General features: G+C 56.2%; 28 protein-coding genes. 14 read left to right on the top strand and 14 right to left on the bottom strand.

The window, feature by feature from the left end:
- Positions 1-30 precede the first annotated feature (30 nt).
- Positions 31-1,245, bottom strand: coding sequence for a bifunctional alpha/beta hydrolase/OsmC family protein (locus ACR0EN_RS04565; RefSeq protein WP_170422256.1), 1,215 nt, complete (start codon positions 1,243-1,245; stop codon positions 31-33).
- A 254-nt stretch (positions 1,246-1,499) separates the two neighbouring features.
- Here ACR0EN_RS04565 and ACR0EN_RS04560 point away from each other — a divergent pair, with 254 nt between their 5' ends.
- Positions 1,500-1,694 carry a hypothetical protein gene (locus ACR0EN_RS04560; RefSeq protein WP_170396424.1) on the top strand — a complete coding sequence of 65 codons (195 nt, stop codon included), beginning with the start codon at positions 1,500-1,502 and terminating at the stop codon, positions 1,692-1,694.
- A 10-nt stretch (positions 1,695-1,704) separates the two neighbouring features.
- Here ACR0EN_RS04560 and dddP read toward each other — a convergent pair whose 3' ends face one another.
- On the bottom strand, positions 1,705-3,048 hold the full coding sequence (gene dddP, locus ACR0EN_RS04555) for a dimethylsulfonioproprionate lyase DddP (RefSeq protein WP_170396426.1): 1,344 nt from the start codon (positions 3,046-3,048) through the stop codon (positions 1,705-1,707).
- 124 nt (positions 3,049-3,172) lie between these two features.
- Between dddP and ACR0EN_RS04550 the strand changes: the two genes are divergently transcribed.
- On the top strand, positions 3,173-3,916 hold the full coding sequence (locus ACR0EN_RS04550; RefSeq protein WP_170396428.1) for a heme-dependent oxidative N-demethylase family protein: 744 nt from the start codon (positions 3,173-3,175) through the stop codon (positions 3,914-3,916).
- Between the two features lie 36 nt (positions 3,917-3,952).
- On the opposite strand, the gene ACR0EN_RS04545 is transcribed toward ACR0EN_RS04550, so the two are convergent.
- The 5 genes from ACR0EN_RS04545 to ACR0EN_RS04525 form a co-directional block, all read right to left on the bottom strand.
- Positions 3,953-4,861 carry a hypothetical protein gene (locus ACR0EN_RS04545; RefSeq protein ID WP_480438669.1) on the bottom strand — a complete coding sequence of 303 codons (909 nt, stop codon included), beginning with the start codon at positions 4,859-4,861 and terminating at the stop codon, positions 3,953-3,955.
- A 197-nt stretch (positions 4,862-5,058) separates the two neighbouring features.
- Complete coding sequence (locus ACR0EN_RS04540; protein WP_170396432.1) at positions 5,059-5,853, bottom strand: lytic murein transglycosylase; 795 nt, start codon at positions 5,851-5,853, stop codon at positions 5,059-5,061.
- Positions 5,854-5,920: 67 nt separating this feature from the next.
- Positions 5,921-6,568 (bottom strand): MSMEG_1061 family FMN-dependent PPOX-type flavoprotein, encoded by a 648-nt coding sequence (locus ACR0EN_RS04535; protein WP_480585391.1) that lies wholly within the window; start codon positions 6,566-6,568, stop codon positions 5,921-5,923.
- A 128-nt stretch (positions 6,569-6,696) separates the two neighbouring features.
- Positions 6,697-8,103 (bottom strand): type I glutamate--ammonia ligase, encoded by a 1,407-nt coding sequence (glnA, locus tag ACR0EN_RS04530; RefSeq protein WP_170396436.1) that lies wholly within the window; start codon positions 8,101-8,103, stop codon positions 6,697-6,699.
- Positions 8,104-8,136: 33 nt separating this feature from the next.
- Positions 8,137-8,475, bottom strand: a complete 339-nt coding sequence (locus tag ACR0EN_RS04525) for a P-II family nitrogen regulator (protein WP_170422248.1) — start codon at positions 8,473-8,475, stop codon at positions 8,137-8,139.
- A 169-nt stretch (positions 8,476-8,644) separates the two neighbouring features.
- Here ACR0EN_RS04525 and ACR0EN_RS04520 point away from each other — a divergent pair, with 169 nt between their 5' ends.
- The 3 genes from ACR0EN_RS04520 (at position 8,645) to tig (ending at position 13,169) form a co-directional block, all read left to right on the top strand.
- A complete protein-coding gene (locus ACR0EN_RS04520; RefSeq protein WP_480585388.1) occupies positions 8,645-10,228 on the top strand; it encodes an NAD(P)H-hydrate dehydratase in 1,584 nt (527 codons plus the stop codon).
- Positions 10,229-10,528: 300 nt separating this feature from the next.
- On the top strand, positions 10,529-11,653 hold the full coding sequence (locus tag ACR0EN_RS04515) for a porin (protein WP_170663697.1): 1,125 nt from the start codon (positions 10,529-10,531) through the stop codon (positions 11,651-11,653).
- A 184-nt stretch (positions 11,654-11,837) separates the two neighbouring features.
- Positions 11,838-13,169 (top strand): trigger factor, encoded by a 1,332-nt coding sequence (tig, locus tag ACR0EN_RS04510; RefSeq protein WP_170396960.1) that lies wholly within the window; start codon positions 11,838-11,840, stop codon positions 13,167-13,169.
- A gap of 95 nt (positions 13,170-13,264) precedes the next feature.
- On the opposite strand, the gene ACR0EN_RS04505 is transcribed toward tig, so the two are convergent.
- From ACR0EN_RS04505 to rpsF, 6 genes are all read right to left on the bottom strand, one after another.
- Entirely contained in the window at positions 13,265-14,119 is an 855-nt protein-coding gene (locus ACR0EN_RS04505; RefSeq protein ID WP_170396444.1) for an acyl-homoserine-lactone synthase, read from the bottom strand.
- Positions 14,120-14,238: 119 nt separating this feature from the next.
- The gene (locus ACR0EN_RS04500; protein ID WP_170396446.1) at positions 14,239-14,940 is read right to left on the bottom strand and encodes an autoinducer binding domain-containing protein; all 702 of its coding nucleotides are present in this window, start codon (positions 14,938-14,940) and stop codon (positions 14,239-14,241) included.
- Positions 14,941-15,218: 278 nt separating this feature from the next.
- The gene (locus tag ACR0EN_RS04495) at positions 15,219-15,704 is read right to left on the bottom strand and encodes a transglycosylase SLT domain-containing protein (protein WP_480585385.1); all 486 of its coding nucleotides are present in this window, start codon (positions 15,702-15,704) and stop codon (positions 15,219-15,221) included.
- A gap of 153 nt (positions 15,705-15,857) precedes the next feature.
- Entirely contained in the window at positions 15,858-16,478 is a 621-nt protein-coding gene (gene rplI / locus ACR0EN_RS04490; protein WP_170396450.1) for a 50S ribosomal protein L9, read from the bottom strand.
- A 12-nt stretch (positions 16,479-16,490) separates the two neighbouring features.
- Complete coding sequence (gene rpsR / locus ACR0EN_RS04485; protein ID WP_005608650.1) at positions 16,491-16,718, bottom strand: 30S ribosomal protein S18; 228 nt, start codon at positions 16,716-16,718, stop codon at positions 16,491-16,493.
- A gap of 27 nt (positions 16,719-16,745) precedes the next feature.
- Entirely contained in the window at positions 16,746-17,099 is a 354-nt protein-coding gene (rpsF, locus tag ACR0EN_RS04480) for a 30S ribosomal protein S6 (protein ID WP_068332653.1), read from the bottom strand.
- A gap of 269 nt (positions 17,100-17,368) precedes the next feature.
- Between rpsF and ACR0EN_RS04475 the strand changes: the two genes are divergently transcribed.
- Positions 17,369-17,887 carry a hypothetical protein gene (locus ACR0EN_RS04475; RefSeq protein WP_170422242.1) on the top strand — a complete coding sequence of 173 codons (519 nt, stop codon included), beginning with the start codon at positions 17,369-17,371 and terminating at the stop codon, positions 17,885-17,887.
- A gap of 126 nt (positions 17,888-18,013) precedes the next feature.
- The gene (locus ACR0EN_RS04470) at positions 18,014-18,586 is read left to right on the top strand and encodes a YceI family protein (RefSeq protein WP_170422240.1); all 573 of its coding nucleotides are present in this window, start codon (positions 18,014-18,016) and stop codon (positions 18,584-18,586) included.
- 53 nt (positions 18,587-18,639) lie between these two features.
- Here ACR0EN_RS04470 and ACR0EN_RS04465 read toward each other — a convergent pair whose 3' ends face one another.
- The gene (locus ACR0EN_RS04465; protein WP_170817926.1) at positions 18,640-19,869 is read right to left on the bottom strand and encodes a cytochrome b/b6 domain-containing protein; all 1,230 of its coding nucleotides are present in this window, start codon (positions 19,867-19,869) and stop codon (positions 18,640-18,642) included.
- Positions 19,870-20,041: 172 nt separating this feature from the next.
- Between ACR0EN_RS04465 and fabD the strand changes: the two genes are divergently transcribed.
- The 7 genes from fabD to mltG all read left to right on the top strand — a co-directional run bounded on the left by fabD (position 20,042) and on the right by mltG (position 26,381).
- Positions 20,042-20,980, top strand: a complete 939-nt coding sequence (fabD, locus tag ACR0EN_RS04460; protein WP_480585382.1) for an ACP S-malonyltransferase — start codon at positions 20,042-20,044, stop codon at positions 20,978-20,980.
- Between the two features lie 44 nt (positions 20,981-21,024).
- Positions 21,025-21,762 (top strand): 3-oxoacyl-[acyl-carrier-protein] reductase, encoded by a 738-nt coding sequence (gene fabG, locus ACR0EN_RS04455; RefSeq protein ID WP_170396459.1) that lies wholly within the window; start codon positions 21,025-21,027, stop codon positions 21,760-21,762.
- A gap of 210 nt (positions 21,763-21,972) precedes the next feature.
- Positions 21,973-22,206: an acyl carrier protein gene (locus tag ACR0EN_RS04450; protein ID WP_008756330.1), complete on the top strand. Its 234-nt coding sequence runs from the start codon at positions 21,973-21,975 to the stop codon at positions 22,204-22,206.
- Between the two features lie 141 nt (positions 22,207-22,347).
- Positions 22,348-22,887, top strand: coding sequence for a GNAT family N-acetyltransferase (locus ACR0EN_RS04445; protein WP_170396461.1), 540 nt, complete (start codon positions 22,348-22,350; stop codon positions 22,885-22,887).
- A gap of 123 nt (positions 22,888-23,010) precedes the next feature.
- The gene (locus ACR0EN_RS04440; protein WP_170396463.1) at positions 23,011-23,754 is read left to right on the top strand and encodes a 1-(5-phosphoribosyl)-5-[(5-phosphoribosylamino)methylideneamino]imidazole-4-carboxamide isomerase; all 744 of its coding nucleotides are present in this window, start codon (positions 23,011-23,013) and stop codon (positions 23,752-23,754) included.
- Positions 23,755-23,957: 203 nt separating this feature from the next.
- Positions 23,958-25,223 carry a beta-ketoacyl-ACP synthase II gene (fabF, locus tag ACR0EN_RS04435; RefSeq protein ID WP_170403139.1) on the top strand — a complete coding sequence of 422 codons (1,266 nt, stop codon included), beginning with the start codon at positions 23,958-23,960 and terminating at the stop codon, positions 25,221-25,223.
- On the top strand, positions 25,224-26,381 hold the full coding sequence (gene mltG, locus ACR0EN_RS04430; protein WP_170817924.1) for an endolytic transglycosylase MltG: 1,158 nt from the start codon (positions 25,224-25,226) through the stop codon (positions 26,379-26,381). It begins immediately after the preceding gene.
- The last annotated feature ends 5 nt before the right edge of the window (positions 26,382-26,386 follow it).

The following is a 26,386-nucleotide window of genomic DNA, read 5'->3' as shown; positions in this document are numbered from 1 at the left end:
ATCATTATCATAAGCTGACAAAGGTGGTTTTCAGTCCAGCAGCTCAGTCGTGATATGGGCCGAGCCTTCAAGGGTTCGGTGTACGGGACATTTATCTGCGATCTCCAATAGCTTAGCACGTTGCGCGGCATCCAGCGGCCCTTGTAGCCGTATCTTGCGGCGGAACTGATCGACCTTGCCATCGCTGGCCAGTCCGGCGTCCTGCGCGTGTACCTTGTCGTGGCAGACATCGACGGTGATACCCGTCAGAGGCCATTTCTTGCGCCGCGCATACATGCGAATGGTCATCGAGGTACAGGCGCCCAATCCCGAGGACACAAATCCATAAGGGGACATGCCTCGGTCCGTTCCTCCGTACGAGGCGGGCTCGTCAGCGACCGCATGGTGGCGCGGGCCGGACTGGATGTCTTGCAGGAACCCTGCCGGGTCTGCCTCGGTCACGCGAACAACACCTTCCGGGGCACCGGGTGGTGGGGCGGGCGGGCACAGTTTGACGTATCTCGACACCCAAGCCGCAATGACATCCGCCGCGTAATCCGCATCAGCGGCGCGCGTGATCAGATGGTCGGCATCGTCCAGCGTGACAAAACTTTTTGGATGCTTCGCAGCCAGAAAGATGGTGCTGGCGTTGTCAATGCTGACCGTGTCATCGCGCGGTGCGTGCAGGATCAGAAGCGCTGCTTTCAAATCTGAAACGGCAGGGCTAAGCGCGGCCTCTGAAATGTCATCGACAAAAGCTTTGCCAATGCGGAACGGGCGACCGCCAAGCGAAACCTCTGCGCTGCCTTGCGCCTGAATCTCGGGCAGGGCGGCCTCGAAATGGTGTGATACATGGCCCGGGTCAGCAGGCGCACCCAATGTGACGACCGCCTTGACCGACGGGATGCCAGCGCGTGCGCGCAGTACCGCAGCGCCACCAAGTGAATGGCCAATGAGCAGGGCGGGGGCCATGTTGCGGCCGGACAGGTAGTGCGCTGCAGCGATCAGATCTTCGACATTTGAGGTGAATGTCGTATTCGCAAACTCTCCATCCGAGTGGCCAAGGCCTGTAAAATCAAACCTGAGCACGGCGATGCCCATCGCCGCCAAACGCGCCGAAATGCGCCGTGCGGCAGGTATGTCCTTAGAGCAGGTAAAGCAATGCGCAAACAAAGCCGTTGCCAGTACCGGCCCGTCCGGCAGATCAAGGCGCGCGGCCAATTGGCTGCCGTCGTGACCGGCGAAAGTAATGCGTTCGGTGGGCATGATGAATCCTTGGTGGTCCGGGTTTCGACAATACTGTGTGCTGTGTGCGGTTCTCTCAACCCTTGTGTCAGTGGCGTAACGGGAAGGTGAGGGGGAGCGACCACATAGCCCTTGGCGCGTCGCATCAATGCATTGTTGGGGTTGGTTCTTGAATATCAAAAAATGTGATGATAATTCGGATAAACATTCATTTTACTTATTTTTACTTGGACCCCAACTTGCAATCATCCTTCTTATCCAAAGCAGAGGTCAAAATGGCACATACAACATCTGCACCGCTAAGCCCGACACTCCACGCCGGAGTTCTGTTGGCAATTCTCGTGACTGGTGCAATTGGTTTTGCACTGGGACAAAGCTGGCCGCTGACCAATACGTCTGAGGACACGCCAACTCTCACCGCGCCTGAGGATTGGCACGGTAATGTCAGACGGTCCCACTGGTCGAACTAGGCCATAGCGCTTAGCCAGACCCCATCAACTGTGCGTCGAACGGATACTTCGTTAGGTTTTCATAGCCGTCTTCAGTGATCAGAACCTGATCTTCCAGCTTGATCGAGAAATCGCCGCCAACCTCGCCAACTGCCGCTTCGACGCACAACACCATTCCGGGTTCAAGTGGATAATCATAAGATCCCTCGACCGCCTTGTCGGGATAGGCCACCAAGGGCCATTCATCGCACAATCCAACTCCATGCATCAGGCAGCCGTATTTCTGTGCCTGAAACTTGTCATCCAGCCGATGGGCATTCGCGGTTAGTTCCGGGATCATGACGCCTGGTTTCAGCATTTCCATGTTGGTCATGATGTGCTCATGCGCGTGCTGCATGGCATAAATCATATCCGCACGTGGCTTTTGATCGCCGATCCACCAGGTTCGTGAGATGTCGACGCAAATGCCGTAAGAACCAATCAGGTCGGTATCAAACGCGATGATTTCATTTTGCCGCGTGATGCGCGGGCCGCATTCCTGAAACCAGGGATTGGTGCGCTGGCCCGAGGCAAGCAGGCGGGTCTCGATCCATTCACCACCGCGCCGGATGTTTTCAGCATGTAGCACTGCCCAAATGTCATCCTCGGATGTCTTCCCGTCTCCGACATTGATACGTGCGAAGCGCTCCATTTCGGCCACAGCGGTCTCGCAGGCGTGGCTGGCGCAGCGCATGGCGAGGATCTCGTCTGGGCCTTTGATGGCACGGGTTTTCTCGGTAAGCTCTTCGCCCTCCATCACCTCGAACCCCTGAGCCTCAAGCGCGCGCAGGCCGTGCAGCATGATCTTGTCGACACCCAGCCGCATGTTGCCGCCGCCGTGTTCTTCGATCAGGGCGCGCACCTCGTTTGAGAACACATCTGCGGCAACGTCAATCTTGTCGCCCCGGTCGAAATAGAACAGATCGGCACCCGAGCGCTGCTCGCGCACCAGCGGGTTGAATTTCGACAAGAACGGAGAGTTCTTGTAGTCCCAGATCACCATATACCCGTCAGCGCAAACCAAAACGGCCCGGAACGGGTTATGGGTATTCCAGAGCTGCATGTTGGTGCTGTCAGTCGCGTAGCGGATATTCAGGGGGTCAAACAGCAGGATCCCGCCCCAATCGCGTTGCACGATGGCCTGAGTGAGGCGTTTCCAGCGGTATTTACGCATCTGTTCTAGTTTGGGCAGGCTAAGCCCGGCAGCGGCCCATTCGTCGAAGGCAAGCTGTGTCGGTCCGATCTCGATCCTGTCATTGTCGTTCGGTGTCCCGTCCCCGAGGGTGGCGCCCCGGGTCGGGTCAATCTTACGGGTGTCACGATATGGTGTGTTCACGGTTGGACCTTTCTGCTTGCCTGCCCAACCTGCAAATCCAGATGCGCTGCGTCTTCTAGGTTTGCGACCGTCTTCTGGTCGCTTTTTGACCGACAGCGCCAGAGCAGGGTGTTATGCCTCGACTATGACCGTGATATTACAGCAAGCCATTCCCTATGATCCACTCGCCCAAAACCCGCTGCCTGGCATTAAGCCCGCGGACCCCAGGGCTTGGTTGCATCGCGACGATGCATTTTCTGCCCAGATGCAACGACGCGCGGCGCTGTTGGCGCAGCAAAAACAGGATGTCTTGGCGCAAAGCCCCGAGGCGTTGGCACCTGCGCAGGAGTTGCTGGAACTGGTCATTCAGCAAGTTTATCCGAATGTCTCCGATCACGTTGTGCGGCCCGACGGTGTACGGGTTGAGGTTGACCGGGAACGCCCGTTGGAAACGCTATGCCATTTGGTGCAAGAGGATTTCTGCATTCTGCAGAAACACGATGACGAGCATGTTTTGACTGGCGCGATCCTGTGCTTTCCCGCAAGCTGGATGCTGTCGGAAAAGTTCATGCGCCCGTTGATTGGGATCCATGAACCGGTTGATGCCTACGACGCCAATATTGCCCGCAGAGTTCAACGATTGTTTGACGGCATTCAGCCCAACCGGCCACTCTGGCGGTTCAATGCGCTTTGGTACAATGATGCCGAATTGTTCCAACCGCGTAGTCTCATGCAGCGACGCACACCGCGGGATGAAAATTCGGCCCGATATCTGCGTAGTGAACGTCAGACTCTCTTGCGTTTACCTGAGACAAACGCAGTGGTGTTCGCGATCCACACTTATGTAATGGCCGCTGATCAGGTCCTTAAAATGGAAAACCCCGCCTGACGGCGGGGCCTCCAAGGAGGGTCTTGGGTAATTTGATTACATGCCAATCGCGCTGGCGACCTCGGCAAAAGCATTCGTAGCGTTCAGGCCAAAAATCGCTGTGGTAAAAGCCAGAACCTGAGTGTTGAGGCGGAAATCCTCACCCCGGATCAGATTGACTGCTGCCAGGGATATGGCAATCGGTGTCGATATGCTTGCCACAGCACCAGTCATGCCCCAGCTGGTCAGTCGCAGAATATCGCTTGGGCGTTCCGTTTCGTCCTCGGACTGGTGAATGTTGCCGGCGGGCAGGGGAGCATCAGCCTCGGTCCGGAAGGCGATACTGAGCAGTTGGTCGTCACTTAGCTTGATCGGACGCGGCTTGGCGTGTTTGGTCTGTGTATTTTCCGCATCAGGATCGGGCAGATCAAGCCCCGCAAATGGGCCGCTGACTGCTTCGAATATCTGCTTTCGGTTCCGGGCGTTGCGCGGCGCAATTGAATCAAAGGCACTCATGAATTGTTCGATGGTCAGAACCGTTTTGGGCGACAACCATTCGACACGACGGGTCGTACAGATGTCGACCATTCGGTACAGGATCACGACAAGCATCAACTCGGATATTTCACTGTCATCGAGCAGTTTTGACACCGGACAAATCGAGATCGTCAGCCGGTTTCCCGGCAGCGTAACCGCAGCACGCGGCATAGTTTTGAGACCAGCGGTTCGATCCATCCGCTCATGGTGATTGTGATCTACTTGGGTTGGTTCCGAGTCCAATGTCAGACGCACGAGATATTGGCTGCTGACGATACTGGCCTCCGATGCGCTAAGAAGCGTCTTGCGCTCGACCAGATGGCCATAGTCACCCAGCGTCGTTGAGACGACCTCGCACAGACGCTCAAGCGCGCCATCTGCCGACCCGTCAAACTGGAGGCCACCGTGGTAACTATGCTTTGCAGTCACAGCATGTTCCTTTGCTGTCATAATCTTCACAACAAATTAACAGGCGAAATGGCGCAAATTTTGACCAAAATGGAAAAAAGTCGAAATATTCCAAGATTGATTACGCTTTGGAAACCAAGAAAATCGGGGTTTCCTTAAATCTATGTGGCAACAATGTGGCCGAATTCAGGTGCTCTGACGTCAAGCCTATGACTGCCCTAGTTGTCGATTCGCGCCGCCATGATTGCAATGGATTGCTGGTAGACCGAGGCCGCATTCCATTGCTGTATGACCGCAAAATTCGGCTCTCCGGGTTGATAGCCGCGACCGGGCTTCCACCCTTTCTTACGTAGAAAATTCGCGGTCGAGGCGAGCGCGTCGGTCATGTTATAAAAATCGACCCGACCGTCACCGGTGGCGTCCACACCATAGGTCAGGGCGTTGCCGGGCAGAAACTGCGTATGCCCCAGCTCGCCATGTTTTGCCCCTTTTGTCGCCATCGTAAGGGTACCTTGGTCAACCAGTTTTAAGGCGCCGATAGCGTGCGGGATGAAGAATTCGGACCGGCGACAATCATAGGCTAATGTCGTGATTGCGGAAACAACCTGACTATCGCCCATGAAACCTCCAAAGCCGGTTTCCATGCCGTGAATGGCAATTAGCACACCCGCCGGTACGCCATATTGACGCTCGAGCGCGGCGTAAAACTGCGGATTGCGAGCTTTGCGCTTGCGCCCTTGCGCAACGATGGTGTTTGCCCCGCGCACCTGCATGAATTTGTCTAATGAGTATTTAAAGCTCTTCTGATTGCGATCCGCGGCAATCGTACGTGTTGCATATTGCGTTTGTGCGAGCGCTTGCAGACCCTTCTTTTTCACACCCGCTCGTTTGGCGGTTTTGGCAAAGTCGGCTTTCCAGGCCTCAAACCCGCTGCTGGTATTCCCACAAGGGGCGGACAGTGCCACCGAGGGCAGAAGGAACGCGAGTGCAGCGTAAAGGCGAAGACGAGGCATAGAGGAAATCCGAGTGCTGAAAAAACTACGCTCAGCCTAAGCCGAGTTCGACCTACCGCAAAGTGCTTTAATAGAGATCAAGCTCGTCTGTGCCTTTCAGGGATTCGAACCATTCATCCGGGGTTTTGTCGATCTTGGCATGTTTGACCATCATCGCGTTCATATTTGGCAGACTGGATGAGTCCGGCCATTCATCGGGGTGCCACAGGTTTGATCGAATGATGCATTTGGGACAGTGCGCAAAGACGGTTTCGACATGGATCAACAGGGCCAGCTTGGGCACGCGTCCACCAACGGCCATGTTTGAAAGAAGTTCGGGATCTGCGCTAATTCTCGCGGATCCCCGCAGGCGCAGAGTTTCCAATTTTCCGGGGACAAAGAATATCACGCTGACGCGCTGATCTTTCAGCACATTATGAAACGTATCCACGCGCTTGTTCCCAGGCCGGTCCGGGATCGCAATCATCGAGTTCGAGAGCACCTGCACAAACCCCGCAGGATCGCCGCGAGGCGAAATATCGAGATGCCCATCGGGATTGGCCGAAGCGATCAGGCAGAACGAGGACATGCCGATGAAGTCTCGACACATCTCATCAAGTGCAGGCAATTCCTTTGCAATGATCTGCGGCAAGGGTTGCCCGCAAATGCGTTCCAGATCTTTCTCCGAGGTTACAAGTCCTGAATACTCAGAAAAGGGTTTGTCGCTTGCGGGCATGTGCTCTCTCCGCCTGATGTTGAGCTCAAATTTTGAAAGATCATCATCGATCCGTCAAATCTCGCGGAGATACAGAAAAAGGGGCGCCCGATGGGCGCCCCCTGAGAATTTTCGTCGAAAATTCTTTATCAGCAGCTGTAGTACATGCCGTACTCAACCGGGTGAGGTGTGTGCTCGTAGGTTTCTACCTCTTCCATCTTCAGCGCGATGTAGCCGTCGATCTGGTCTTTGGTGAACACGTCGCCTTGCAGCAGGAAGTCGTGATCAGATGCCAGCGCTTCCAGAGCTTCGCGCAGGCTGCCGCAGACGGTCGGGATGTCGGCCAGTTCTTCGGCAGGAAGATCGTACAGGTTCTTGTCCATGGCTTCGCCCGGATCGATCTTGTTCTTGATGCCGTCCAGACCGGCCATCAGCAGCGCGGCGAACGCCAGATAGGGGTTTGCGGCCGGATCGGGGAAGCGGGCCTCGACGCGCTTGGCTTTCGGGCTTTCGGTCCACGGAATACGCACGCAGCCTGAACGGTTGCGGGCCGAATAGGCGCGCAAGACGGGGGCTTCGAAACCTGGGATCAGACGCTTGTAGCTGTTGGTCGCCGGGTTGGTGAAGGCGTTCAGCGTTTTGGCGTGCTTCAGGATGCCGCCGATGAAGTACAGCGCCTCATCAGACAGGTCGGCGTATTTGTCGCCCGCGAACAGCGGCTTGCCGTCTTTCCAGATCGACATGTTCACGTGCATGCCGGTGCCGTTGTCACCTGCGATTGGCTTCGGCATGAAGGTCGCCGATTTGCCATAGGCATGTGCAACGTTGTGGATCACGTACTTGTATTTCTGCAGCTCATCGGCCTGCTTGGTCAGGCTGTCGAAGATCAGGCCCAGTTCGTGCTGACACGATGCAACCTCGTGGTGGTGCTTGTCGACCTTCATGCCCAGACGCTTCATTGTCGACAGCATTTCCGAGCGCAGGTCCTGCGCTTCGTCAACGGGGTTTACGGGGAAGTAACCACCTTTGACGCCCGGACGATGGCCCATGTTGCCCATCTCGTATTCGGTGTCGGTGTTCCACGATGCATCAGTCGCATCAACTTCGTAGGATACCTTGTTGATACTGTTCGAGAAACGAACATCATCAAAGAGGAAAAATTCGGCCTCAGGACCCATATAGGCCACATCACCAATACCGGAAGCCTTCAGGTACGCTTCGGCTTTCTGAGCGGTGCCTCGCGGGTCACGTTCATAAGCTTCACCAGTGTCAGGCTCCACAACCGAGCAGTGCAGGCAGATGGTCTTTTCCGCATAGAAAGGATCGACATAGGCGCTGTCGGTGTCGGGCATCAGTTTCATGTCGGAAGCTTCAATCGACTTCCAGCCCGCGATGGACGAACCGTCGAACATAAAACCCTCTTCCAAGAAGTCCTCATCGACCTGGTCGGACATGATGGTGACGTGCTGAAGTTTGCCGCGCGGGTCGGTAAAGCGGATGTCGACGTATTCGGCGTCTTCATCACGGATCAGCTGAAGAACTGCGTCCTTGCTCATACTATTTGTTCCTCTGATTTGAAGATTGCTGTGTTACAGGGCTTCCGAACCGGTTTCGCCGGTGCGGATACGAATGGCTTGTTCGATAGGTGAGACAAAGATTTTTCCGTCCCCGATCTTGTCGGTCTTTGCGGCGCCAACGATGGCTTCGATCGCAGCGTCAACCTGATCATCATCCAGGACGACCTCGACCTTTACCTTGGGTAGAAAGTCGACAACATATTCTGCGCCGCGATAAAGTTCGGTGTGACCTTTCTGGCGACCAAAGCCTTTCACCTCGACCACGCTGAGGCCCTGGACTCCCACGTCCTGCAGCGCCTCTTTCACTTCGTCCAGTTTGAACGGCTTGATGATCGCTTCGATCTTTTTCATTCCGGCTCACCTTGTATGGTTGTCTCGATGGCAATGATCACGTCTAAGGTCAGGCGGCAATGGAACTGCGAATATGGTCGCCTTGTGGTGCTGCGAAATCGTGCAACGGGTTAAATTTTGATCGATGTGCACAAAATGTAATCAGAATTGAATCGCGTGAGGGCGCAATATGGCAGAGTTGCTGACAGCGGCACAGATGCGGACGATCGAAAAGTCCGCGATTGAGTCCGGTGACGTGAGCGGACTGGAGCTGATGGAGCGGGCGGGGCGCGGTGTTCTTCAAGCCGTATTTGAAGAATGGCCAGAGCTGCAGCGGGGGCCAGCCCCCGCACCCCCGAGGTATTTGGGGCCAGATGAAGAGGATCCGCTGCGTGCGGTAATTCTTTGCGGGCCAGGAAATAACGGGGGGGATGGATTTGTTGTTGCACGCTTGCTGCGGGAGCGCGGCTGGGAGGTGGCGGCATTTCTTCTTGGTGATCCGGCGAAGCTGCCACCAGATGCGCGTGTGAATCATGACAGGTGGGGCGAATTGGGGGAGGTTCACCCATTTTCCGAAGTGTTTGCCGCGCATCAAGGGGCTGACCTTTATGTCGATGCGTTATTCGGGACGGGCTTACAGCGACCGCTTGAGGGTGATGTTCTAAAATGGGCAGAAATGACTGCCTTGGATCCAGCCATCGCCGAAAAGACAGTATCCGTTGATATGCCGTCTGGCCTGTGTTCCGATAGTGGGCGTGAGCTGGCCCCGGGGACCGCGACGGTTCAGGCCAGGCTCACGGTATCGTTTCATACTGCAAAGCTGGGGCATTATCTGGGGCTGGGGCCGGTCAGAAGTGGCCGATTGGTCGTCAAGGACATTGGTTTGGAGGAGGGAGTTCAGGGCGCGGTCAAACTGGTGACCGCCCCGGATGCTGATTTTTCGAAGGCAACTGCCTTACACAAATATGCGCATGGGCATGCCTTGATTATTAGCGGAGGTGCGGGGGCAACCGGCGCAGCAAGGCTGGCGGCACGTGGTGCATTACGCATCGGGGCCGGATTGGTGACGCTGGGTGTTCCACCCTCGGCTCAGATGGAGGTTGCCAGTCACATCACTGCGCTGATGCTGCAGCGGGTCCAGAGCGGCGATGATCTGTTGGAAGTCCTGATGGATGCGCGGTTGAATGCACTATGCCTCGGTCCTGGTTTGGGGCTGGCACGTGCGCAGGAGCTGGTTCCTGCGGCGCTGGCCTCGGGGCGTCCCGCAGTACTGGACGCGGATTCTTTGACGGCTTTTGCTGATGCGCCAGAGGTGCTGTTGGACATGCTCCATGACAGATGTGTTCTGACACCGCACGGGGGCGAGTTTGCGCGATTGTTCCCGGAGATCACCGAAAAGCTCTCGGTCAAGCCGGGCAGAGGGCCGGCTTATTCCAAAGTGGATGCCGTGCGTGAGGCGGCCAAGCAGGCTGGCTGTGTGGTACTATACAAGGGCCCTGACACGGTGATTGCTGCACCGGATGGGCAATGTGCGATCGATGCGGCGCTGTTTGACCGGGCGGCGCCCTGGCTGGCGACAGCAGGGTCAGGCGATGTGCTTGCCGGGTTCATAACGGGGCTATTGGCGCGGAGCTTCAACCCGATGGCTGCAGCCAAGACCGCAGCTTGGTTACATGTGGAATGCGCCAGGCAATTTGGGCCGGGGTTGATTGCTGAAGATCTGCCGGAACAAGTGCCAGCGGTATTCGCACGGCTTGAAATCAATGGGTCATAGGCAAATATTGGCCGATCGCGGGTCAAAGCGGCAATGTTTCGCCTTATGATTTACCTGTGCGCATAACGGGTGTTTGCAAGCTGCAACACGCAGCGCAAGAATTGTCTTGCAGGTTAGCTGGGTGCTGCTTTCGAACTAGGTCAAAATATTGATTATAAAACGCTTTCCCTGAAGGTCCCCGCTTCCGCCTGTGGCAGAAATGCAATGCCGGGCTAATAAGCTTTAGCAATCATTGGAACCGTTAATCCAGGTGCGCATATCGGCAATATCAAAAAAACTGACCCATCTATGGTGAATGACATGACAGTGAATTTTAAGCTGACTTCGATAGCAGCGGCGCTTGTCGCAACAACGGCAATCCCCGCCGCCGCCGAACTGAAATACGAAAACAACACGGGCGGTTATGTCCTGCTTTATGGTCAGTTGCACCCGGCCTTAATCTCGGTTGACGACGGTGAAGAGACCGAAACGCGCGTTCTGGACAATGACCTGTCAAACAGCCGCGTCGGTTTGGAACTGTTGCAGCCCTTCGGCAACAACGATTTCACCTTCCGTTTTGAAACCGGGCTTGGTCTGCCAAGCTCGAGCGAGTGGAACCAGCTGGGCACAGATTTCAGCGGCTGGACGCGTGAAGATATCCGTCACGCGGATTTCGCACTTGCCGGTGACTGGGGTAAATTCTCGGCCGGTCAGGGCAGCATGGTGGCCGATGGCGCTGCCGAAGTGGATCTGTCTTACGTTGGAACCGCGCTGTATTCCTTTACCAACGATGAGAATGGCGGGTTCTTCTATCGCGGTACTGACGGTTTGCTGAGCGACATCACCGTTGGCGATTCCAGCAGCAACTTTGACGGTGCGCGCCGTGGCCGCGTTCGGTATGACACGCCGGAGTTCAGCGGTTTTAAGGCCGGCATCGCCTATGGTCAGAACATTCTGTCCAGCAGCGATGACGATGACTATTACGATATCGGCCTTCGCTATAACAACACCTTCGGCGGCGGGGTTGAATTTGCAGCGGCGGTTGCATACTCGGTGCGTTCGGCTGACGATGGATCGGGGGACCGCAAGGATACGATCGGGTCGGCCTCGGTTATGCTGCAAAACGGCCTGAGCTTCACCGTAGCCGCCGGTACGCGGGACAATGACGCGGATGGTGCGTCTGACCCGAACTACTTCTACGGCAAGATTGCCTATGAGGATCAGTGGGTATCCTGGGGTAAAACCGGTATCGGGATCGACTATTACTCGGGTTCGGACTTCGTAAATGACGGCTCCAGCACTGATGCTTGGGGCATCGCTCTTGTTCAGCGTATCGACAGCATCAATACAGATGCATATCTGAAATACCGCAATCACGATTTCGAAGATGGCGCTTCGTTCGACAACAATGAGGCGTGGGTGCTGGGAGCCCGCTGGAGGTTCTGATTTCTCAGCTTTCGATGATCGAACGCCCCGGCCTGTGCCGGGGCGTTTTTTCGTCTGTAATAGGGGTAAAACCAGCCTGAAAGGGCCTTTGCCTCTTGCGCGCAGGCGGCTGTGCAAATAGAAGGCGTCAAATTTGCCCGGCGCGCCCGTTTTGCGCGCCCCGAATCCTATGGGGACTACCAAAATGCAGGTTACCGAGACGCTGAACGAAGGTCTGAAGCGCGGCTACAACATCGTTGTGACCGCAGCCGAGCTGGACGACAAGGTCAACGAGAAACTGACCGAAGCGCAGCCCGAGGTTGAAATGAAGGGTTTCCGCAAAGGCAAGGTGCCGATGGCTCTGCTGAAAAAGCAGTTCGGCCAGCGCCTGCTTGGCGAAGCGATGCAAGAAACCATCGACGGTGCGATGAACAAGCACTTTGAGGACAGCGGCGAACGTCCTGCATTGCAGCCCGAGGTCAAGATGACCAACGAGGACTGGAAAGAAGGCGACGACGTAGAAGTTGCGATGTCCTACGAAGCGCTGCCCGAGATTCCGGAAGTTGACCTGAAATCGGTCGAACTGGAGAAGCTGGTTGTCAAAGCGGACGACGCAGCCGTGGAAGAAGCGCTGAACAACCTGGCTGAAACCGCGCAGAACTTCAAAGCGCGTCGCAAAGGTTCGAAAGCCAAAGACGGTGACCAGATCGTGTTCGACTTTGTTGGTAAGGTTGACGGCGAAGAGTTCGAAGGCGGTTCGGCTGAAGACTACCCGCTGGTTCTGGGCTCGAACAGCTTCATCCCCGGCTTTGAAGAGCAGTTGGTTGGTGTGAAGGCCGAGGAAGAAAAAGACGTCAACGTCACCTTCCCCGAAGAATACGGTGCTGAGCATCTGGCCGGCAAAGACGCCGTTTTCACCTGCACCATCAAAGAGGTGAAAGAGCCGGTCGCAGCTGAGGTCGACGACGAGTTGGCCAAGAAGTTTGGTGCCGAAGATCTGGCTGGGTTGAAGGCACAGATCGCCGAGCGTCTGGAAGCCGAATATGCTGGTGCGTCCCGTGCAGTTATGAAGCGCGCTTTGTTGGACGTGCTGGACGAGAAAGTCTCGTTCGACCTGCCGCCGTCACTGGTAGAAGCCGAAGCCAAGCAGATCGCGCATCAGCTGTGGCACGAGGAAAATCCTGACGTTGAAGGTCACGATCACGATCCGATCGAACCAACCGACGAGCATAACAAGCTTGCCGAACGCCGCGTGCGTCTGGGCCTGCTGCTTGCCGAACTGGGCCAGAAGGCCGAGGTTGAAGTGACCGACTCGGAAATGACACAGGCGATCATGAACCAGGCGCGTCAGTACCCGGGCCAGGAGCGCCAGTTCTTTGAATTTGTGCAGCAGAACGCCCAAATGCAGCAGCAGCTGCGTGCGCCTATCTTTGAAGACAAGGTTGTCGACTACGTCTTCGAACTGGCTCAGGTTGCGGACAAAGAAGTCAGCAAGGACGATCTGCAAAAAGCCGTTGAGGCACTGGAAGAGGAATAATCCTCTTCCTTCCCCCATTAGGGGTCAAAAAAAAGCGGAGCCGTCTCGAATTAGACGGCTCCGCATGGGTGGCTTTGTACTATGAGGTGAGGGGGTCAGGCCTCATGAGCAAAAGCACGGGGGGTCTGTAACAGAGCGGTCTTCTGCTCTGGGGTGAATGTGTCGGACAGCGCTTCGATCAGTTTCAGCACTGCCTGCCTTTCTTCTTCCGTCTTGGCCGCACTCATCTGTTCGACAAAGTACTTCTCAAGATCGGTGAGCGGCTTGTGGTCGCGATTTGCCGGGCTGAGTTTGGCGGCCTTTTTGGCCTCGAAGAACTCCAACGCCTTTTCTTCTTCGATAAAGACATCGTGGTGAATGTCTGCGAATTCGCGAAGACCCGAAATCCTCTCTTCTGTGCAATCCAGCAACGCCGCCATGGCCGGTACCTTGCCCATCGGAACGGTTTCGCCCACATAGTCGTAAGGCGCACAGTTCGAGCGTTTGAGAACGCGGTTCATAACCGGGTCAATCACGGTGATGATGTCCTGGATACCCGCGCTGCGGCAGTATTCCAGAGATCCGATCATCAGCTCACAGGTCGCGTAAGAAACCGAGTTCTTCTCTTTCCCTCGGGTCAGTCGCTGCGTGTCGACGCAGAAGCGGGTGGATTCCCACATGGTCGCGCTGCGCATTGGCGCTTCGCCGCATAAGATATCCGAGAACACATCTGAAAGCATGTGCGGGCCGGTTGTCTGGAGTGCACGTACTGCGGCTACGACGTTCCCCTCATCGTCGAGACCAATTACGTATGCAGGATCCAGATGATCGAACTGATCGATTTCTTTGCCGTCTTCGATGTGGACGTCCCATCCAAGTCGCCCGCCAAAAACCCGAGCGCGCAGTTCGAACATATCGTCAAGAACTTCGGTGAACAGATGTCTGTTCAGCCCATCAACTACCAAAATCATGTTAACCCCCTTCGAGTGATCTGTCTGTGGATAAGACGTTACCCGGTTTCCACAGCGAATCTATTGGGGGTTTCCCGTAATATTGGCTTTTTTTAGCCCAATTTCGGCAAAATTTGGCTTTATCCTGGGTAGATTAAGCCGATTCCGATGGCCCGACCGACAGCCTGCGGAGTCGTCAGTGCATTAAGCTTTTCGCGAGAAGAGCGCAAGTGCACCTCAACCGTGCGGTGCGAAATCGACAGTATATCGCCGATATCTTGTTGCGATTTACCCGCTGCGGCCCATTGCAAAATCTCCAATTCTCGGCTGGAGAGGGTCGGGTGGTACAGCATCCGGCTGATCGTATCCGATGTCATGACATTGTCATGGATGTGTACGGCCAATGATTGCAGGTCACTTATCACGTTGGGCACCAGTTTCTTCCACTCATCCCGGCTGCACTCGCGCACTGCGCTAAGCAAGCCGATATCTCCGTACGGCCCGCGAACCGGAATCGTAATGCCTTGATCTGGAATGCCAAAATCATGTGCATCGCGAAAAACGCGCTGGAAATCTTTACCGCGTTCCAGACGGCTCCAGTCGACCGGAGCGATACTGCGCTGGCTCATGTGCAGCGTCGGATCGATCAGGTGCAGGCCTTGCTCTTGATAGTGGGTTTTCCAGTCGTCCCCATAGGTCACATGGCCGTGAATCGTACCTGCAGCAGGATTCATACCCGCATAGGCTGCGTGGTCCATTTCATATTTGTCACAGACCTGACGCAGGAACTCGTCATACCGAGTATCCTGTTCGGGAAGAGTGCTGAGATCAACAATATCCATACGGTAACGACCAGTTAGACCCGAGTGAGCGGGCGGATCCCCTTGGCCAGGAAAATGATACTGTCTTCCCTGACGTCAAGCAGGACACCACATTTCGCTTGTCAAGACAAGAAGATGTGGGAAATGTCTGCCTTTTATAGGTAAATGTGCCTTTCGGGCACACAATTACGCACCTTTAAAAGATTTAACGTCAGAGTTGTGCAGTAGGTCATGGGATTCGCCGTGGCATTTCGATGGTTATGTATGTGCATTACAATCGAAATGCGAATTAAACATGCCTATTCTGTGGCAGAAACCAGACCCGTCTCGACGAGCATGCCCCTGGCCTTTGCTTCGGGCCAATATCCTTTGGCATAAAGAAAGATGGCACGTTGCTGATCTCCATCAGACAAAAGCCAGGCACCTCGCAGGTATTTTCCGGCAAACTCCAGATTGGTATCGGCGTCCAGCAGGCCTTCGGCATTCCCAATATAACCCATTGATCGCGCAGTGGCCGGGAGGATTTGCAGAAGCCCGTAATAGGGCCGGTTCACCGCCCACGGCCGATGTGTACTTTCACGGATGGCCAGCTTGTGCACCAGCTCCCGCGGGAGCTCGTAGTGGTCAGCCCATTTATTGATCGAGGCGCGAAGCTCGGGTGTTTCATTGGGGTAGAGGGGGGGATCGAACGTATCGCCGGAACCCGAGCTGCCAGGACTGCCACAAGCTGCAAGCGGTGCCATAAGCAACAAGGTTAAGACGCGGCGACGAAGGAGGGGGGTCATCAAAATACTCCTGATTGCGAATGGCGATGATATGAAACCCTCGCCGGTCTACAAGGCCAGGCGAACAATCGGGCTGAATTTTGCTTGCGATGTAACAAAAAGAAAAAGGGCCGCGTAAAAGCGCGGCCCTTTGAAATTGGATATGCAGCCAGATCAGGCTTTTGCTTCGTCTTCTTCGACCGGAGCTTCTTCGGCAACCAGATCTTCGTCTTCCGAAGCGGCAGAGCCTATGTCGTCGAACAGCTCGGCGATCTCGAATTCGGCGGCGGCTTCTTCTTCAGCAGCCAGTTCCTGGATCGATTTGCCCGATGCCTGCAGTTCGGCTTCTTCTTCCGAACGTGCGACGTTCATTTTGATCTCGACTTCTACCTCGGGGTGCAGGTTGACTGCGACCGAGTGCAGACCCAGTTCCTTAATCGGAGCGATCAGGGCAATCTGTTTCTTGTCGACGGTGAAACCAGCTTCGGTTGCGGCGTCTGCGGCGTCACGCGGGGTGACCGAACCGTACAGAGCGCCGGCATCCGATGCCGAACGAATCACGATGAACTGCTGACCGTCCAGCTTTTCAGCCAGCGCTTCAGCTTCTTTCTTGGTTTCCAGGTTGCGTGCCTCAAGCTGGGCTTTCTGGGCTTCGAACGACGCGATGTTGGCGTTCGATGCGCTCAGCGCTTTGCCTTGGGGCAGCAGGAAGTTGCGGGCGTAGCCGGGCTTGACGTCAACGACGTCGCCCATCTGACCCAGTTTCGCAACGCGTTCCAGAAGGATAACTTGCATGTCAGTCTCTCCTTACTTCACGGCGTAGGGCAGCAGGGCGAGGAAGCGGGCGCGCTTGATAGCACGGGCCAGTTCACGCTGCTTTTTCGCCGAAACGGCGGTGATGCGCGAAGGTACGATCTTGCCACGCTCAGAGATGTAGCGCTGCAGCAGACGAGTGTCTTTGTAGTCGATTTTCGGCGCGTTCTCACCCGAGAACGGGCAGACCTTGCGGCGGCGGAAAAATGGTTTTGCGGCCATGGTTTATGTCCTTTCGTCAGGCGTTGATCAGCGGCGCTCGCGGCGGCCTTCGCGCTCATCGCGCTTCTGCATCTGGACCGAGGGGCCCTCGGCATGCTCGTCGACCTTGATGGTCAGAACGCGCATCACGTCATCATGCAGGCGCATCAGGCGTTCCATTTCCTGAACCGCACCCGAAGGGGCATCGGTTTTCAGGAAGGCATAGTGGCCTTTGCGGTTCTTGTTGATCTTGTAAGCCATCGTCTTGACGCCCCAGTACTCGCTTTCGACGACGTTGCCGCCGTTGTCAGCCAGAACGGTGCCGAAATGTTCGACAAGGCTTTCTGCCTGCGCGTTGGACAAATCCTGACGCGCGATCATTACATGCTCATACAGTGGCATGTGCACTCCTGTTTATATCAAGGCGCATTTCAAAGGCGGGGCCATATGGTCCTTCGCGACCCTGCCACGAGAGGCTGCGCGATTCATAACTCCTGCGAAGGATGGCCCCGTATACACGTTTGAGCGGGCGGGGCAAGCCCTGCCACATATGCCTTTGTGAAGTCGCCCTATTTCCACTGGTGCGCCCAATTCCTGACGCTTTTCGCCCCGAGGTTGTTCATGAAGCCGGGAGAACCCGGTAGATTGGAAAACATAGACAGGGCAAGACAATGGCCGTCATGAACACAAACACTTTTGAACAATCGACGCCTGCTGCGGTATTTGATAAATCCGTACCCGTTCTGATTACGTTTGCGCCGAATTGGCGGGCTCGGATGTTTCTTCTGCGTGCCGTTGGTGTCTTTCTGATCGTGTCGGCCTTTTCGATGTGGTTGATGCCGGGTTCGGTTATGGGGGCCGAGGTTTGGCCTATCAAGTTGGTCGCTTCGCTGATGTTCCTGATTGTTGGCGTCAGCCTGCTGACCATCGAGGTGATGGATGCGCGCCCAGACGCCTATTTTGACCCAATCCGCCGCGAGGTTCGCATTCTGCAGAAAAACGAAAACGGTCGGCCGCAAACGGTATTGCGCCGCAGCTACGACTCGCTGGGTGGCGCGCGTTTCGCTGACGACCAGGTCGAACTGTACGATGTAGACGGAAGCCTGCTGATGAAGCTACCACTGGAATCGGCGGATGTTGGCTCAGCGCTCAAAGGTCAACTCAGCCAAAACGTAACAATTTTCGCCTGATTTTTATTCTGTTCAAAAAGGAACAGAAGTTGTGAATCAAAAAAACTTGTGTGCCGCCCTTGGGCGGCACATTTTCGTAGGTGAGCAACCCACCCGGTTTGCAACAACACCATTGCGGAGATTGTTATGAAATCCACCCTTATTGCTGCTGCTTTGGCCGTATCGGCGACCACAGCATTCGCCAGTGCTGAAAAATACGTTTTGGACTCCAGCCATAGCCAGGTCATCTTCAGTTGGAACCACCTTGGCTTTTCGACCACCACGGGCATGTTTTCGGGCTTTGAGGGCGAAATCATGTTTGATCAGGAAGACCCGGCAGCATCGAGCGTGACTGTTTCGATGCCGGTCGTTGAGATGATCACCGGTTGGAAACCGCGCGAAGATCACTTCATGACCGAAGATTTCTTTGGCGCAGCCGAAGGTGATCTGGTGACCTTCACTTCAACTGGTATCGAGGTCACTGGCGAGAACACAGCCAACATCACCGGTGATCTGACCATGAATGGTGTCACCAAATCCGTGGTTCTGGATGCCAAGCTGAACCAAGTGGGTGAACACCCGATGGCGGGCAAGCCATGGGCCGGATTTGACGCCACCACAACGCTGGTGCGCAGCGATTTTGATTTGGGCCAATTCGCTCCATTCGTGGGTGATGAGGTCGAGGTCAAGATTTCGATCGAGGCACAGAAGGCCGACTAATCCCTTCATGATCCCAAAAAGAAACCGTCGGGGTTATGCGCCCCGGCGGTTTTTTATTTGTTGTCGCGTTCTGCCGTCAATTCGACTGCCACGATAACCGTGAACCCCAACGAATCTTCGGTGGGTTGCGATGTTCCAACGTCGAAATCCATTCGGTTGAGTTCCAGATTCCCCGACATCGTCGCTGCATCGTCGGCCAGTTCCAGCGTAAATGGCAGGACGACATCGATAGATTTGTCCCGGATTGTCAGAGGTCCTCGCGCCTCATAACCCGCATCCGTTTTGAACAGGTCGGCCTTAAATTGAGCCGTAGGAAACTGCGCACTGTCAAAGAAATCCGCACCCATCGCTTGGTCGGTGACTGTGCCGAGGCTGAGTGAGCCAATGGCAATCGTTACATCGACGGAACCGGCCAATCCCGGCTCGGCGGGATCCTCAAACGCTATCGCTGCAGTCCAGTCAGCAAACTCGCCGCTTACGGGACTGCCCAATTGCGAGATAGTAATCGACAGGTATCCGTCTTCGACCTCCCATTCCGATTGAACTTGCGCAAGTTCGGCCGTGTCTTCGGATGCTTTGGACTGGTCGTCAAAGACACCGGTGGACCAACCTCCGACCAGCACCGCGCCCCAGATTGCCAAGGCGGCGAAGGCGGGAACAATGGAATGGTGCTGCGCCGGGGGTTCCGGCGCGTCCGATTGGCCGGGCAGCATACGGCGCAGGGTGCTGTCTTTATCCACGACATGGTGTTTCAGCGCGCCCGCTATGTGCAGCACGAGTGCCACACCCAGGGCCCAGACGAAAAGCCAATGCAGGCTGGCGCTGATGTCTGCAAGGAAAGCTGACTTCGGAATAAGCGGCAGGTTCTGACCAAGGGGCCATAGGATCGGCGCGAAGCCGTCGGTGGCGGCGTGGTGGATCCAGCCGCTGAGCGGAGCCAGTACAAGCGAGCCGTACAGCAGCCAGTGCACAGTTTCGGCGGCGAAGGCCTCGGGTTTGTTTTCAGCGTTCAGCAAGCCCGGCTTCGTCTGGGTAACAGCCCAAAGGATTCGGGCCAGTGCGACGAAGAACACGGTAACACCAATGGTTTTGTGCAGTGAAAACAGCTGGGCGGCGCGGGCGATGTCATCCTCGGTCGTGGGAATGCTCGGATCGTAAATCGCATGGGCCAATTGGTTCGCGAACCAGCCCAGCGGCAGAGCCGTCAGGATCAGTAGCGCGGTCAGCCAGTGAAATGCTTTGGTTACACCACCATAGCTGGACCGGGTGTTGGTAAGGGGCATCGATTGGCTCTCCGAGTTTCTGAATTGAGGGTAAGTTAAATGGATGCCGTGTGGACACAAGACAGAGAAATGCACAGTAAAGGTGTCCTGATGCAGAACGCAGGCAATGCTTGTGCCGCGCCGATTGTCAGTTTAAACCCCGCCGAAATCTGACGTCACGCAAGAGGCACCAATGACACGCGCGTTTGTTTTCCCCGGGCAGGGCGCCCAGACCATCGGAATGGGCAAGGCCTTGGCTGAGGCATATCCAGCCGCCCGCGCCGTTTTCGATGAGGTCGATGAGGCCTTGGGCGAAAAACTGAGCGATCTGATCTGGGAAGGCGATATCGCAGAGCTGACCCTGACTCAGAATGCACAGCCCGCGCTGATGGCAACCTCGATGGCCGCAATGCGCGCACTTGAGGCCGAAGGCGTTTCGATTTCAATGGCATCTTATGTGGCGGGTCACTCGCTGGGTGAATACTCGGCGCTGGCTGCGGCCGGAGCTTTGACGGTTGCCGATACTGCCCGCCTGCTGCGGACGCGCGGGCAGGCGATGCAAAGTGCAGTGCCGGTGGGCGAGGGCGCAATGGCCGCCATTCTGGGGCTCGATCTTGAAGCGGTGCGCGCCGTTGCGGAAGAGGCCGCGCAAGATGAGGTCTGTCAGGCAGCCAATGACAACGACCCGACCCAGGTTGTTGTGTCTGGTTCAAGGGCCGCTGTTGAGCGCGCAGCCGAGATCGCCAAGGAAAAAGGTGCCAAGCGTGCAATTATGTTGCCGGTAAGTGCTCCATTTCACTGTGCGCTGATGCAGCCTGCGGCAGATGTAATGGCAGAGGCTTTGGCCTCGGTTGAAATCAAAGCGCCTGCCGTGCCTTTGGTTGCGAATGTTCGCGCCGAAGCTGTGGCTGATCCAGATATGATCCGTCAGTTGCTGGTGGAACAGGTCACCGGCTCGGTTCGGTGGCGTGAGAGCGTACAGTACATGGTCGCGCAGGGTGTGACCGAAGCGTGGGAGATCGGCGCGGGCAAAGCTCTGTCGGGAATGATCCGCAAGATCGATCGAGCATTGGCGTGCACAGCGGTCGGGACGCCTGAAGATATACAAAAAGCCGTTAACCCCGGCGCATGAACAAGGGACAGCCGCCGGATTCGGCGGCCAGAGAGGAAACATAGATGTTTGATTTGACAGGTAAGAATGCGCTAATCACCGGTGCTTCGGGTGGTATTGGCGGCGATATCGCCCGCGCGCTTTACGACGCTGGTGCAACTGTTGGCCTTTCCGGAACGCGCGTGGAGCCTCTGCAAGCTCTGGCCGACAGCCTTGGCGATCGTGCGCATGTCTTGCCGTGTAACCTGAGCGATCCCGAAGCCGTCGAGGCCCTGCCGAAACAAGCGGCTGAGGCGATGGGCTCGGTTGATATTCTGGTGAACAACGCAGGCATCACACGCGATAACCTGTTCATGCGCATGTCGGATGAAGAATGGCAGAGCGTGATCGACGTGAACATGACCGCAACGATGAAGCTGTGCAAAGGCGTGATCAGGGGCATGATGAAGGCGCGCTGGGGTCGGATCGTCAATGTCTCGTCCGTTGTGGCTGCGATCGGAAACCCAGGGCAGGCGAACTATGCTGCCTCCAAGGCCGGCATGATCGGCTTTTCCAAGGCGCTGGCGCATGAGGTTGCGACCCGTGGCATTACCGTTAATGCGGTTGCGCCGGGCTTTATCACCACCGCGATGACCGAGAAGCTGACGGATGAGCAAAAGAAGGGTCTGCTGCTAAAGGTTCCGGCCGGTCGTATGGGTGATCCGCAGGAAATCGCAGCCGCTGTGCTGTATCTGGCAAGCCCTGAAGCAGGTTATGTTACCGGAAGCACCTTGCATGTGAATGGCGGTATGGCCATGTTGTAATCGCAATTCAGGGTGGGCGCGAAAGCGTTTGCCTTGTGCGTTGTCTGTGCTATAGGCGGCGCATATGCGCAGGAACCGGTCCAAGGGCCGGTTCTCTGATTTCCCGGGGACCCGGGACCCAAACCGCCCGGAAAGGGCAAAACAAGTCCACCCCGAACGGGCAAGGGCAGAACCGGGCGGACAGCCCTGAAATTGAAATGAGGAATAGACATGAGCGACGTCGCAGATCGCGTAAAGAAGATCGTTGTTGAGCACCTGGGTGTTGAAGAGGACAAGGTTGCCGAAAACGCCTCGTTCATCGACGATCTGGGCGCAGACAGCCTGGACACCGTTGAGCTGGTAATGGCGTTCGAAGAAGAGTTCGGCATCGAGATTCCGGACGACGCAGCCGAGACCATCCAGACCTTTGGCGACGCGGTCAAATTCATCAGCGAAGCTTCCTAAGCTGACCTGACTGAGACAAAAACGGCGCTTCCGGGCAACGGAAGCGCCGTTTTTTTATGCTCTGCCACATTTCGCGCTTGCTTTGAGGCGTTGAGGCTCCGCACTCTGACACCTGAGGCAAGTTTCTGAGCGGGCAAGGGCATGATAAGATCCACCCCGATGATCAATACGGCGCGTCTGACCTTGTGTGCAATGCGCCCCGAGGATTTCAACCGGTTCGCCGAAATCTGGCGCGACCCCGAAGTTGTACGCCATATCGGAGGCACCCCGAAAACGCGCGGCGAGGCGTGGGATTCTTTCCTGCGCAACGCTGGACATTGGCAGATGACCGGGTTCGGTCAATGGGGTGTGATGCTGCAGTCGAATCGTACTCTGATCGGGCAAGCCGGGTTCTTCTATGGCAACCGGTCTCTGGGCGATGATTTCGATGGATTTCCCGAAGCCGGCTGGGTTCTGGCCCCGGACATGCAGGGGCAAGGATACGGGTGTGAGGCCGCGCAGGCGGCGCACGACTGGTTCGATCGGATCATTCCGGGCCCGTTGGTTGCGCTGATCGACGCGGACCATGCAGCCTCACAGCGATTGGCTGAAAAGCTGGGCTACAAGCTGTTGCGCGAAGCTGAATACCGCGGCACCCCCGTTCATCTGTTTCGCCGTGACGGACCTCCTACACGGGTGTGAAACGCATTAGGCAGTGCGATGCCGCAAAATGGACGAGCTTTGCCGATCTTGTGAAACAAAGCGGCAAACTGAGACTCTATGCTATCGTGGAATTACGGAATGATTCAGCGGAGGATATGAATCATGATGATTTACCCCACGATGGAGTTGCAGAACGGTCGGTGCGTTACGCTGGACAAGGGGCGTCTGGATGAAGCGATGATCTGGCATGTAGATCCAGTCGAGACCGCGCGCGGCTGGTCTGCGGCTGGAGCGGAATGGATGCAGCTTACGGATTTTGACGCGATCGAAGGCCGGGATACCAATTCCGAACTGATCGAAGAAATCATTCGCTCCTCTGAAATGTCAGTGCAGCTGGCAGGGGGGATGCGGACCCGCGAGCATGTTGAACATTGGATCAACAAAGGGGCCGGTCGAATCGTGATTGGCACACTTGCGGCCTGGGACCCGCAGTTGGTTAAGGAACTGGCCAAGCTTTATCCCGACCAGATCGTGTTGGCGGTTGATGTTTGGCAAGGGCAAGTGATGACCGAAGGTTGGCGCAGCCAAAGTGCGTTTACCCCGGAAGCCTTCATCGAAGCTTTCGCGGATACGCCTCTTGCTGCCATTCTGGTGACCGATATCGATAGCGATATGGAAGACGTCGAGGCGCAGCTGGGTCTGATTTCAGGACTGGCCGAAAAATCGCGTACACCGATCATAGCCAGCGGTGTCGTGCGTACCAGCGACGATATCTCTCGTCTCGCCTATATCTCGAATATTTCGGGTGCGATCGTTGGCCGGGCACTTTTCCGCAAGTCCGTCGATCTGTCCGAAGCATTGGAAGTCGCCCAATCGGCACACGAGCCAGTCGCCGAGTTCCAGTAAACTTCAGTACCAGACGACCCGCCTTTCCCGTTGAAGGAAGGGCGGGTTTTTGCTTTTCAGGCATCGTTCAACTCAATTGACAGAGGATTTGAACAGGTTACGGCACAAGGATGCCGGTTCAGAATATGCCGTTGCTCTTGCCCCCGCACCCCGGGCCGGGGTATGAGCGGTTCTCATAACAGGAAGCAGGCAAGAGGCACTTCATGCGCAGAGTCGTTGTAACCGGTCTTGGATTGGTCACTCCTTTGGCCAGTGGGGTCGAGGAAACATGGTCACGGCTGCTGGATGGAGAATCCGGCGCAGGACCAATCACGCAGTTTGATGCCGAGGCAAGCGGGGTCACCACGACCTATGCCTGCGAAGTGCCGCGCGGAGATGGCACCAACGGGACGTTTAATCCTGACGATTGGATGCCGCCGAAAGAACAGCGCAAGATTGAAGATTTCATCCTATATTCCATCGCTGCAGCCGAGATGGCTTGCAAGGATGCCAATTGGCTGCCCGAAGACGAAGAAGACCGCCTGCGCACGGGCGTTCTGATTGGGTCCGGTATCGGTGGGCTGGGATCAATTGCCAACACGGCCAACCTGATCCGCGACAAAGGTCCGCGCAGGGTTTCTCCGTTCTTTATCCCGGGCGCGCTAATCAATCTGGCCTCGGGGCAGGTTTCTATCCGTCATGGGTTCAAAGGGCCGAACCACTCGGTCGTGACTGCTTGCTCGACCGGTGCTCATGCGATCGGTGATGCCAGCCGCATCATCCGCGCCGGGGATGCAGACGTGATGATCGCAGGTGGCGGCGAGGGCTGTATTTGCGAAATCGGTATCGCCGGCTTCAACGCCTGCAAGGCGCTGTCGACCAAATACGCCGATGATCCGAAGAAAGCGAGCCGCCCCTATGACATCGACCGCGACGGTTTCGTCATGGGCGAAGGTGCAGGCATTGTAGTTCTTGAGGATTACGAACACGCCAAAGCGCGCGGTGCCAAGATTTACGCCGAGGTTCTGGGCTATGGCATGTCGGGTGACGCTTATCACATCACCGCGCCGTCCGAGGATGGCGATGGGGCCGAACGCTCGATGAAAGCAGCGCTGCGTAGTGCGGGGCTTGAGCCGAAGGATCTGGATTATATTAACGCGCATGGGACCTCGACCATGGCGGATACGATTGAGCTGGGCGCGGTAGAACGCCTGCTGGGGGATCACGCCAGCAACGCGACGATGACTTCGACCAAATCGGCCACTGGTCACCTGCTGGGCGCCGCTGGCGCGATTGAGGCGATCTTCTCTATCCTTGCGATCCGCGATCAGGTTGCACCACCGACGATCAATCTGGACAATCCAGCAGTTGAAACTCCGATCGATTTGGCCCCGAATGCCAAGCGCGAGCGTGAGATCAACGTGGCCTTGTCAAATTCGTTCGGCTTCGGCGGCACCAATGCAAGTGTGATCTTCGGAAAGGTCAACTAAATGTGGCGAGCGCTCGCTTCGAACGCGTTGACAATACTGATCGTTGGGCTGTTCCTGATGGGCGGTGTCGTCCTGTGGGGGCAGTCGCAATACAAGTCCGAAGGTCCCCTAGAAACTGCGATCTGTTTGCAGGTAAAGCCGGGCTCTAACATGACAAGGGTTAGCCGTGATCTGGAGGATCAGGGTGCGATCAGCAGCGGGTTGATTTTCCGCTTAGCTGCTGATTACACAGACAAATCTCAGCAGCTGAAAGCGGGTAGCTTTCTGGTTCGCGAAGGCGCGTCGATGGAGCAAATCGTCGACGACATAACTCATAGCGGCGCCAGCACTTGCGGGACCGAGATTGAATACCGCATTGGTGTGACCCGTATGCAGACCCGCGTGCGGGAACTGAACCCGGCGACTCTGGATTTTGATGAGGTGGCTTCCTTTGTGATCGGCGAAGAGGACGCCCCGGAAGTTTATGCAGAAAAACGCGGTGAGGCGGATACGCGTTATCGCATCTCGTTAGCTGAAGGCGTCACCAGTTGGCAGATTGTCGAGTCGCTGAAGGCGATGGATTTGCTAACCGGCGAAGTAGCCGAATTGCCCGCTGAAGGGATGTTGGCCCCTGACAGTTATGAGGTCAGACCCGGTGAAGATCGGAATGCAATTCTTGCTGAAATGCAGGAAAAACAGCAGCTTAGAATCAACGCGGCGTGGGAGGGGCGTCAGGATGATTTACCTCTGAACAGCCCCGAAGAGATGCTGATTTTGGCTTCGATCATCGAAAAAGAAACAGGTCAGCCGGAAGAGCGTGGCCAGGTAGCCAGCGTTTTCGTTAACCGTCTGAACCAAGGTATGAGGCTGCAGACAGACCCGACGGTGATCTATGGTGTAACCAAAGGGCAGGGTACTTTGGGTCGCGGCTTGCGGCAAAGCGAACTGCGCCGTGCGACGCCTTGGAACACCTATGTCATCGAAGGGCTGCCACCCACCCCGATTGCCAATCCGGGTCTCGCGAGCCTTGAGGCTGCAGTGGCACCTGACAACACGGATTTCATCTTCTTTGTTGCGGACGGAACCGGTGGTCATGCCTTTGCTGAGACCCTGCAAGAGCACAATCGCAACGTCGCAAAGTGGCGTGAGATCGAGGCTGAGCGGAATTCCGGGAACTGATTCAA

It is taken from the genome of Ruegeria sp. AB7, assembly GCF_056542625.1.
The sequence above is the reverse complement of the archived record's forward strand: the minus strand, read 5'-3'. Positions and strand labels throughout refer to the sequence as shown.

Excerpts from the sequence above, each read along its gene's own strand:
- ACR0EN_RS04565 (WP_170422256.1), bottom strand. The coding sequence starts at position 1,245 with ATGCCCACCGAACGCATTACTTTCGCCGGTCACGACGGCAGCCAATTG.
- ACR0EN_RS04560 (WP_170396424.1), top strand. The coding sequence starts at position 1,500 with ATGGCACATACAACATCTGCACCGCTAAGCCCGACACTCCACGCCGGA.
- ACR0EN_RS04550 (WP_170396428.1), top strand. The coding sequence starts at position 3,173 with ATGACCGTGATATTACAGCAAGCCATTCCCTATGATCCACTCGCCCAA.
- ACR0EN_RS04540 (WP_170396432.1), bottom strand. The coding sequence starts at position 5,853 with ATGCCTCGTCTTCGCCTTTACGCTGCACTCGCGTTCCTTCTGCCCTCG.
- ACR0EN_RS04535 (WP_480585391.1), bottom strand. The coding sequence starts at position 6,568 with ATGCCCGCAAGCGACAAACCCTTTTCTGAGTATTCAGGACTTGTAACC.
- glnA (WP_170396436.1), bottom strand. The coding sequence starts at position 8,103 with ATGAGCAAGGACGCAGTTCTTCAGCTGATCCGTGATGAAGACGCCGAA.
- ACR0EN_RS04525 (WP_170422248.1), bottom strand. The coding sequence starts at position 8,475 with ATGAAAAAGATCGAAGCGATCATCAAGCCGTTCAAACTGGACGAAGTG.
- ACR0EN_RS04520 (WP_480585388.1), top strand. The coding sequence starts at position 8,645 with ATGGCAGAGTTGCTGACAGCGGCACAGATGCGGACGATCGAAAAGTCC.
- ACR0EN_RS04515 (WP_170663697.1), top strand. The coding sequence starts at position 10,529 with ATGACAGTGAATTTTAAGCTGACTTCGATAGCAGCGGCGCTTGTCGCA.
- tig (WP_170396960.1), top strand. The coding sequence starts at position 11,838 with ATGCAGGTTACCGAGACGCTGAACGAAGGTCTGAAGCGCGGCTACAAC.
- ACR0EN_RS04505 (WP_170396444.1), bottom strand. The coding sequence starts at position 14,119 with ATGATTTTGGTAGTTGATGGGCTGAACAGACATCTGTTCACCGAAGTT.
- ACR0EN_RS04500 (WP_170396446.1), bottom strand. The coding sequence starts at position 14,940 with ATGGATATTGTTGATCTCAGCACTCTTCCCGAACAGGATACTCGGTAT.
- ACR0EN_RS04495 (WP_480585385.1), bottom strand. The coding sequence starts at position 15,704 with ATGACCCCCCTCCTTCGTCGCCGCGTCTTAACCTTGTTGCTTATGGCA.
- rplI (WP_170396450.1), bottom strand. The coding sequence starts at position 16,478 with ATGCAAGTTATCCTTCTGGAACGCGTTGCGAAACTGGGTCAGATGGGC.
- rpsR (WP_005608650.1), bottom strand. The coding sequence starts at position 16,718 with ATGGCCGCAAAACCATTTTTCCGCCGCCGCAAGGTCTGCCCGTTCTCG.
- rpsF (WP_068332653.1), bottom strand. The coding sequence starts at position 17,099 with ATGCCACTGTATGAGCATGTAATGATCGCGCGTCAGGATTTGTCCAAC.
- ACR0EN_RS04475 (WP_170422242.1), top strand. The coding sequence starts at position 17,369 with ATGGCCGTCATGAACACAAACACTTTTGAACAATCGACGCCTGCTGCG.
- ACR0EN_RS04470 (WP_170422240.1), top strand. The coding sequence starts at position 18,014 with ATGAAATCCACCCTTATTGCTGCTGCTTTGGCCGTATCGGCGACCACA.
- ACR0EN_RS04465 (WP_170817926.1), bottom strand. The coding sequence starts at position 19,869 with ATGCCCCTTACCAACACCCGGTCCAGCTATGGTGGTGTAACCAAAGCA.
- fabD (WP_480585382.1), top strand. The coding sequence starts at position 20,042 with ATGACACGCGCGTTTGTTTTCCCCGGGCAGGGCGCCCAGACCATCGGA.
- fabG (WP_170396459.1), top strand. The coding sequence starts at position 21,025 with ATGTTTGATTTGACAGGTAAGAATGCGCTAATCACCGGTGCTTCGGGT.
- ACR0EN_RS04450 (WP_008756330.1), top strand. The coding sequence starts at position 21,973 with ATGAGCGACGTCGCAGATCGCGTAAAGAAGATCGTTGTTGAGCACCTG.
- ACR0EN_RS04445 (WP_170396461.1), top strand. The coding sequence starts at position 22,348 with ATGATAAGATCCACCCCGATGATCAATACGGCGCGTCTGACCTTGTGT.
- ACR0EN_RS04440 (WP_170396463.1), top strand. The coding sequence starts at position 23,011 with ATGATGATTTACCCCACGATGGAGTTGCAGAACGGTCGGTGCGTTACG.
- fabF (WP_170403139.1), top strand. The coding sequence starts at position 23,958 with ATGCGCAGAGTCGTTGTAACCGGTCTTGGATTGGTCACTCCTTTGGCC.
- mltG (WP_170817924.1), top strand. The coding sequence starts at position 25,224 with ATGTGGCGAGCGCTCGCTTCGAACGCGTTGACAATACTGATCGTTGGG.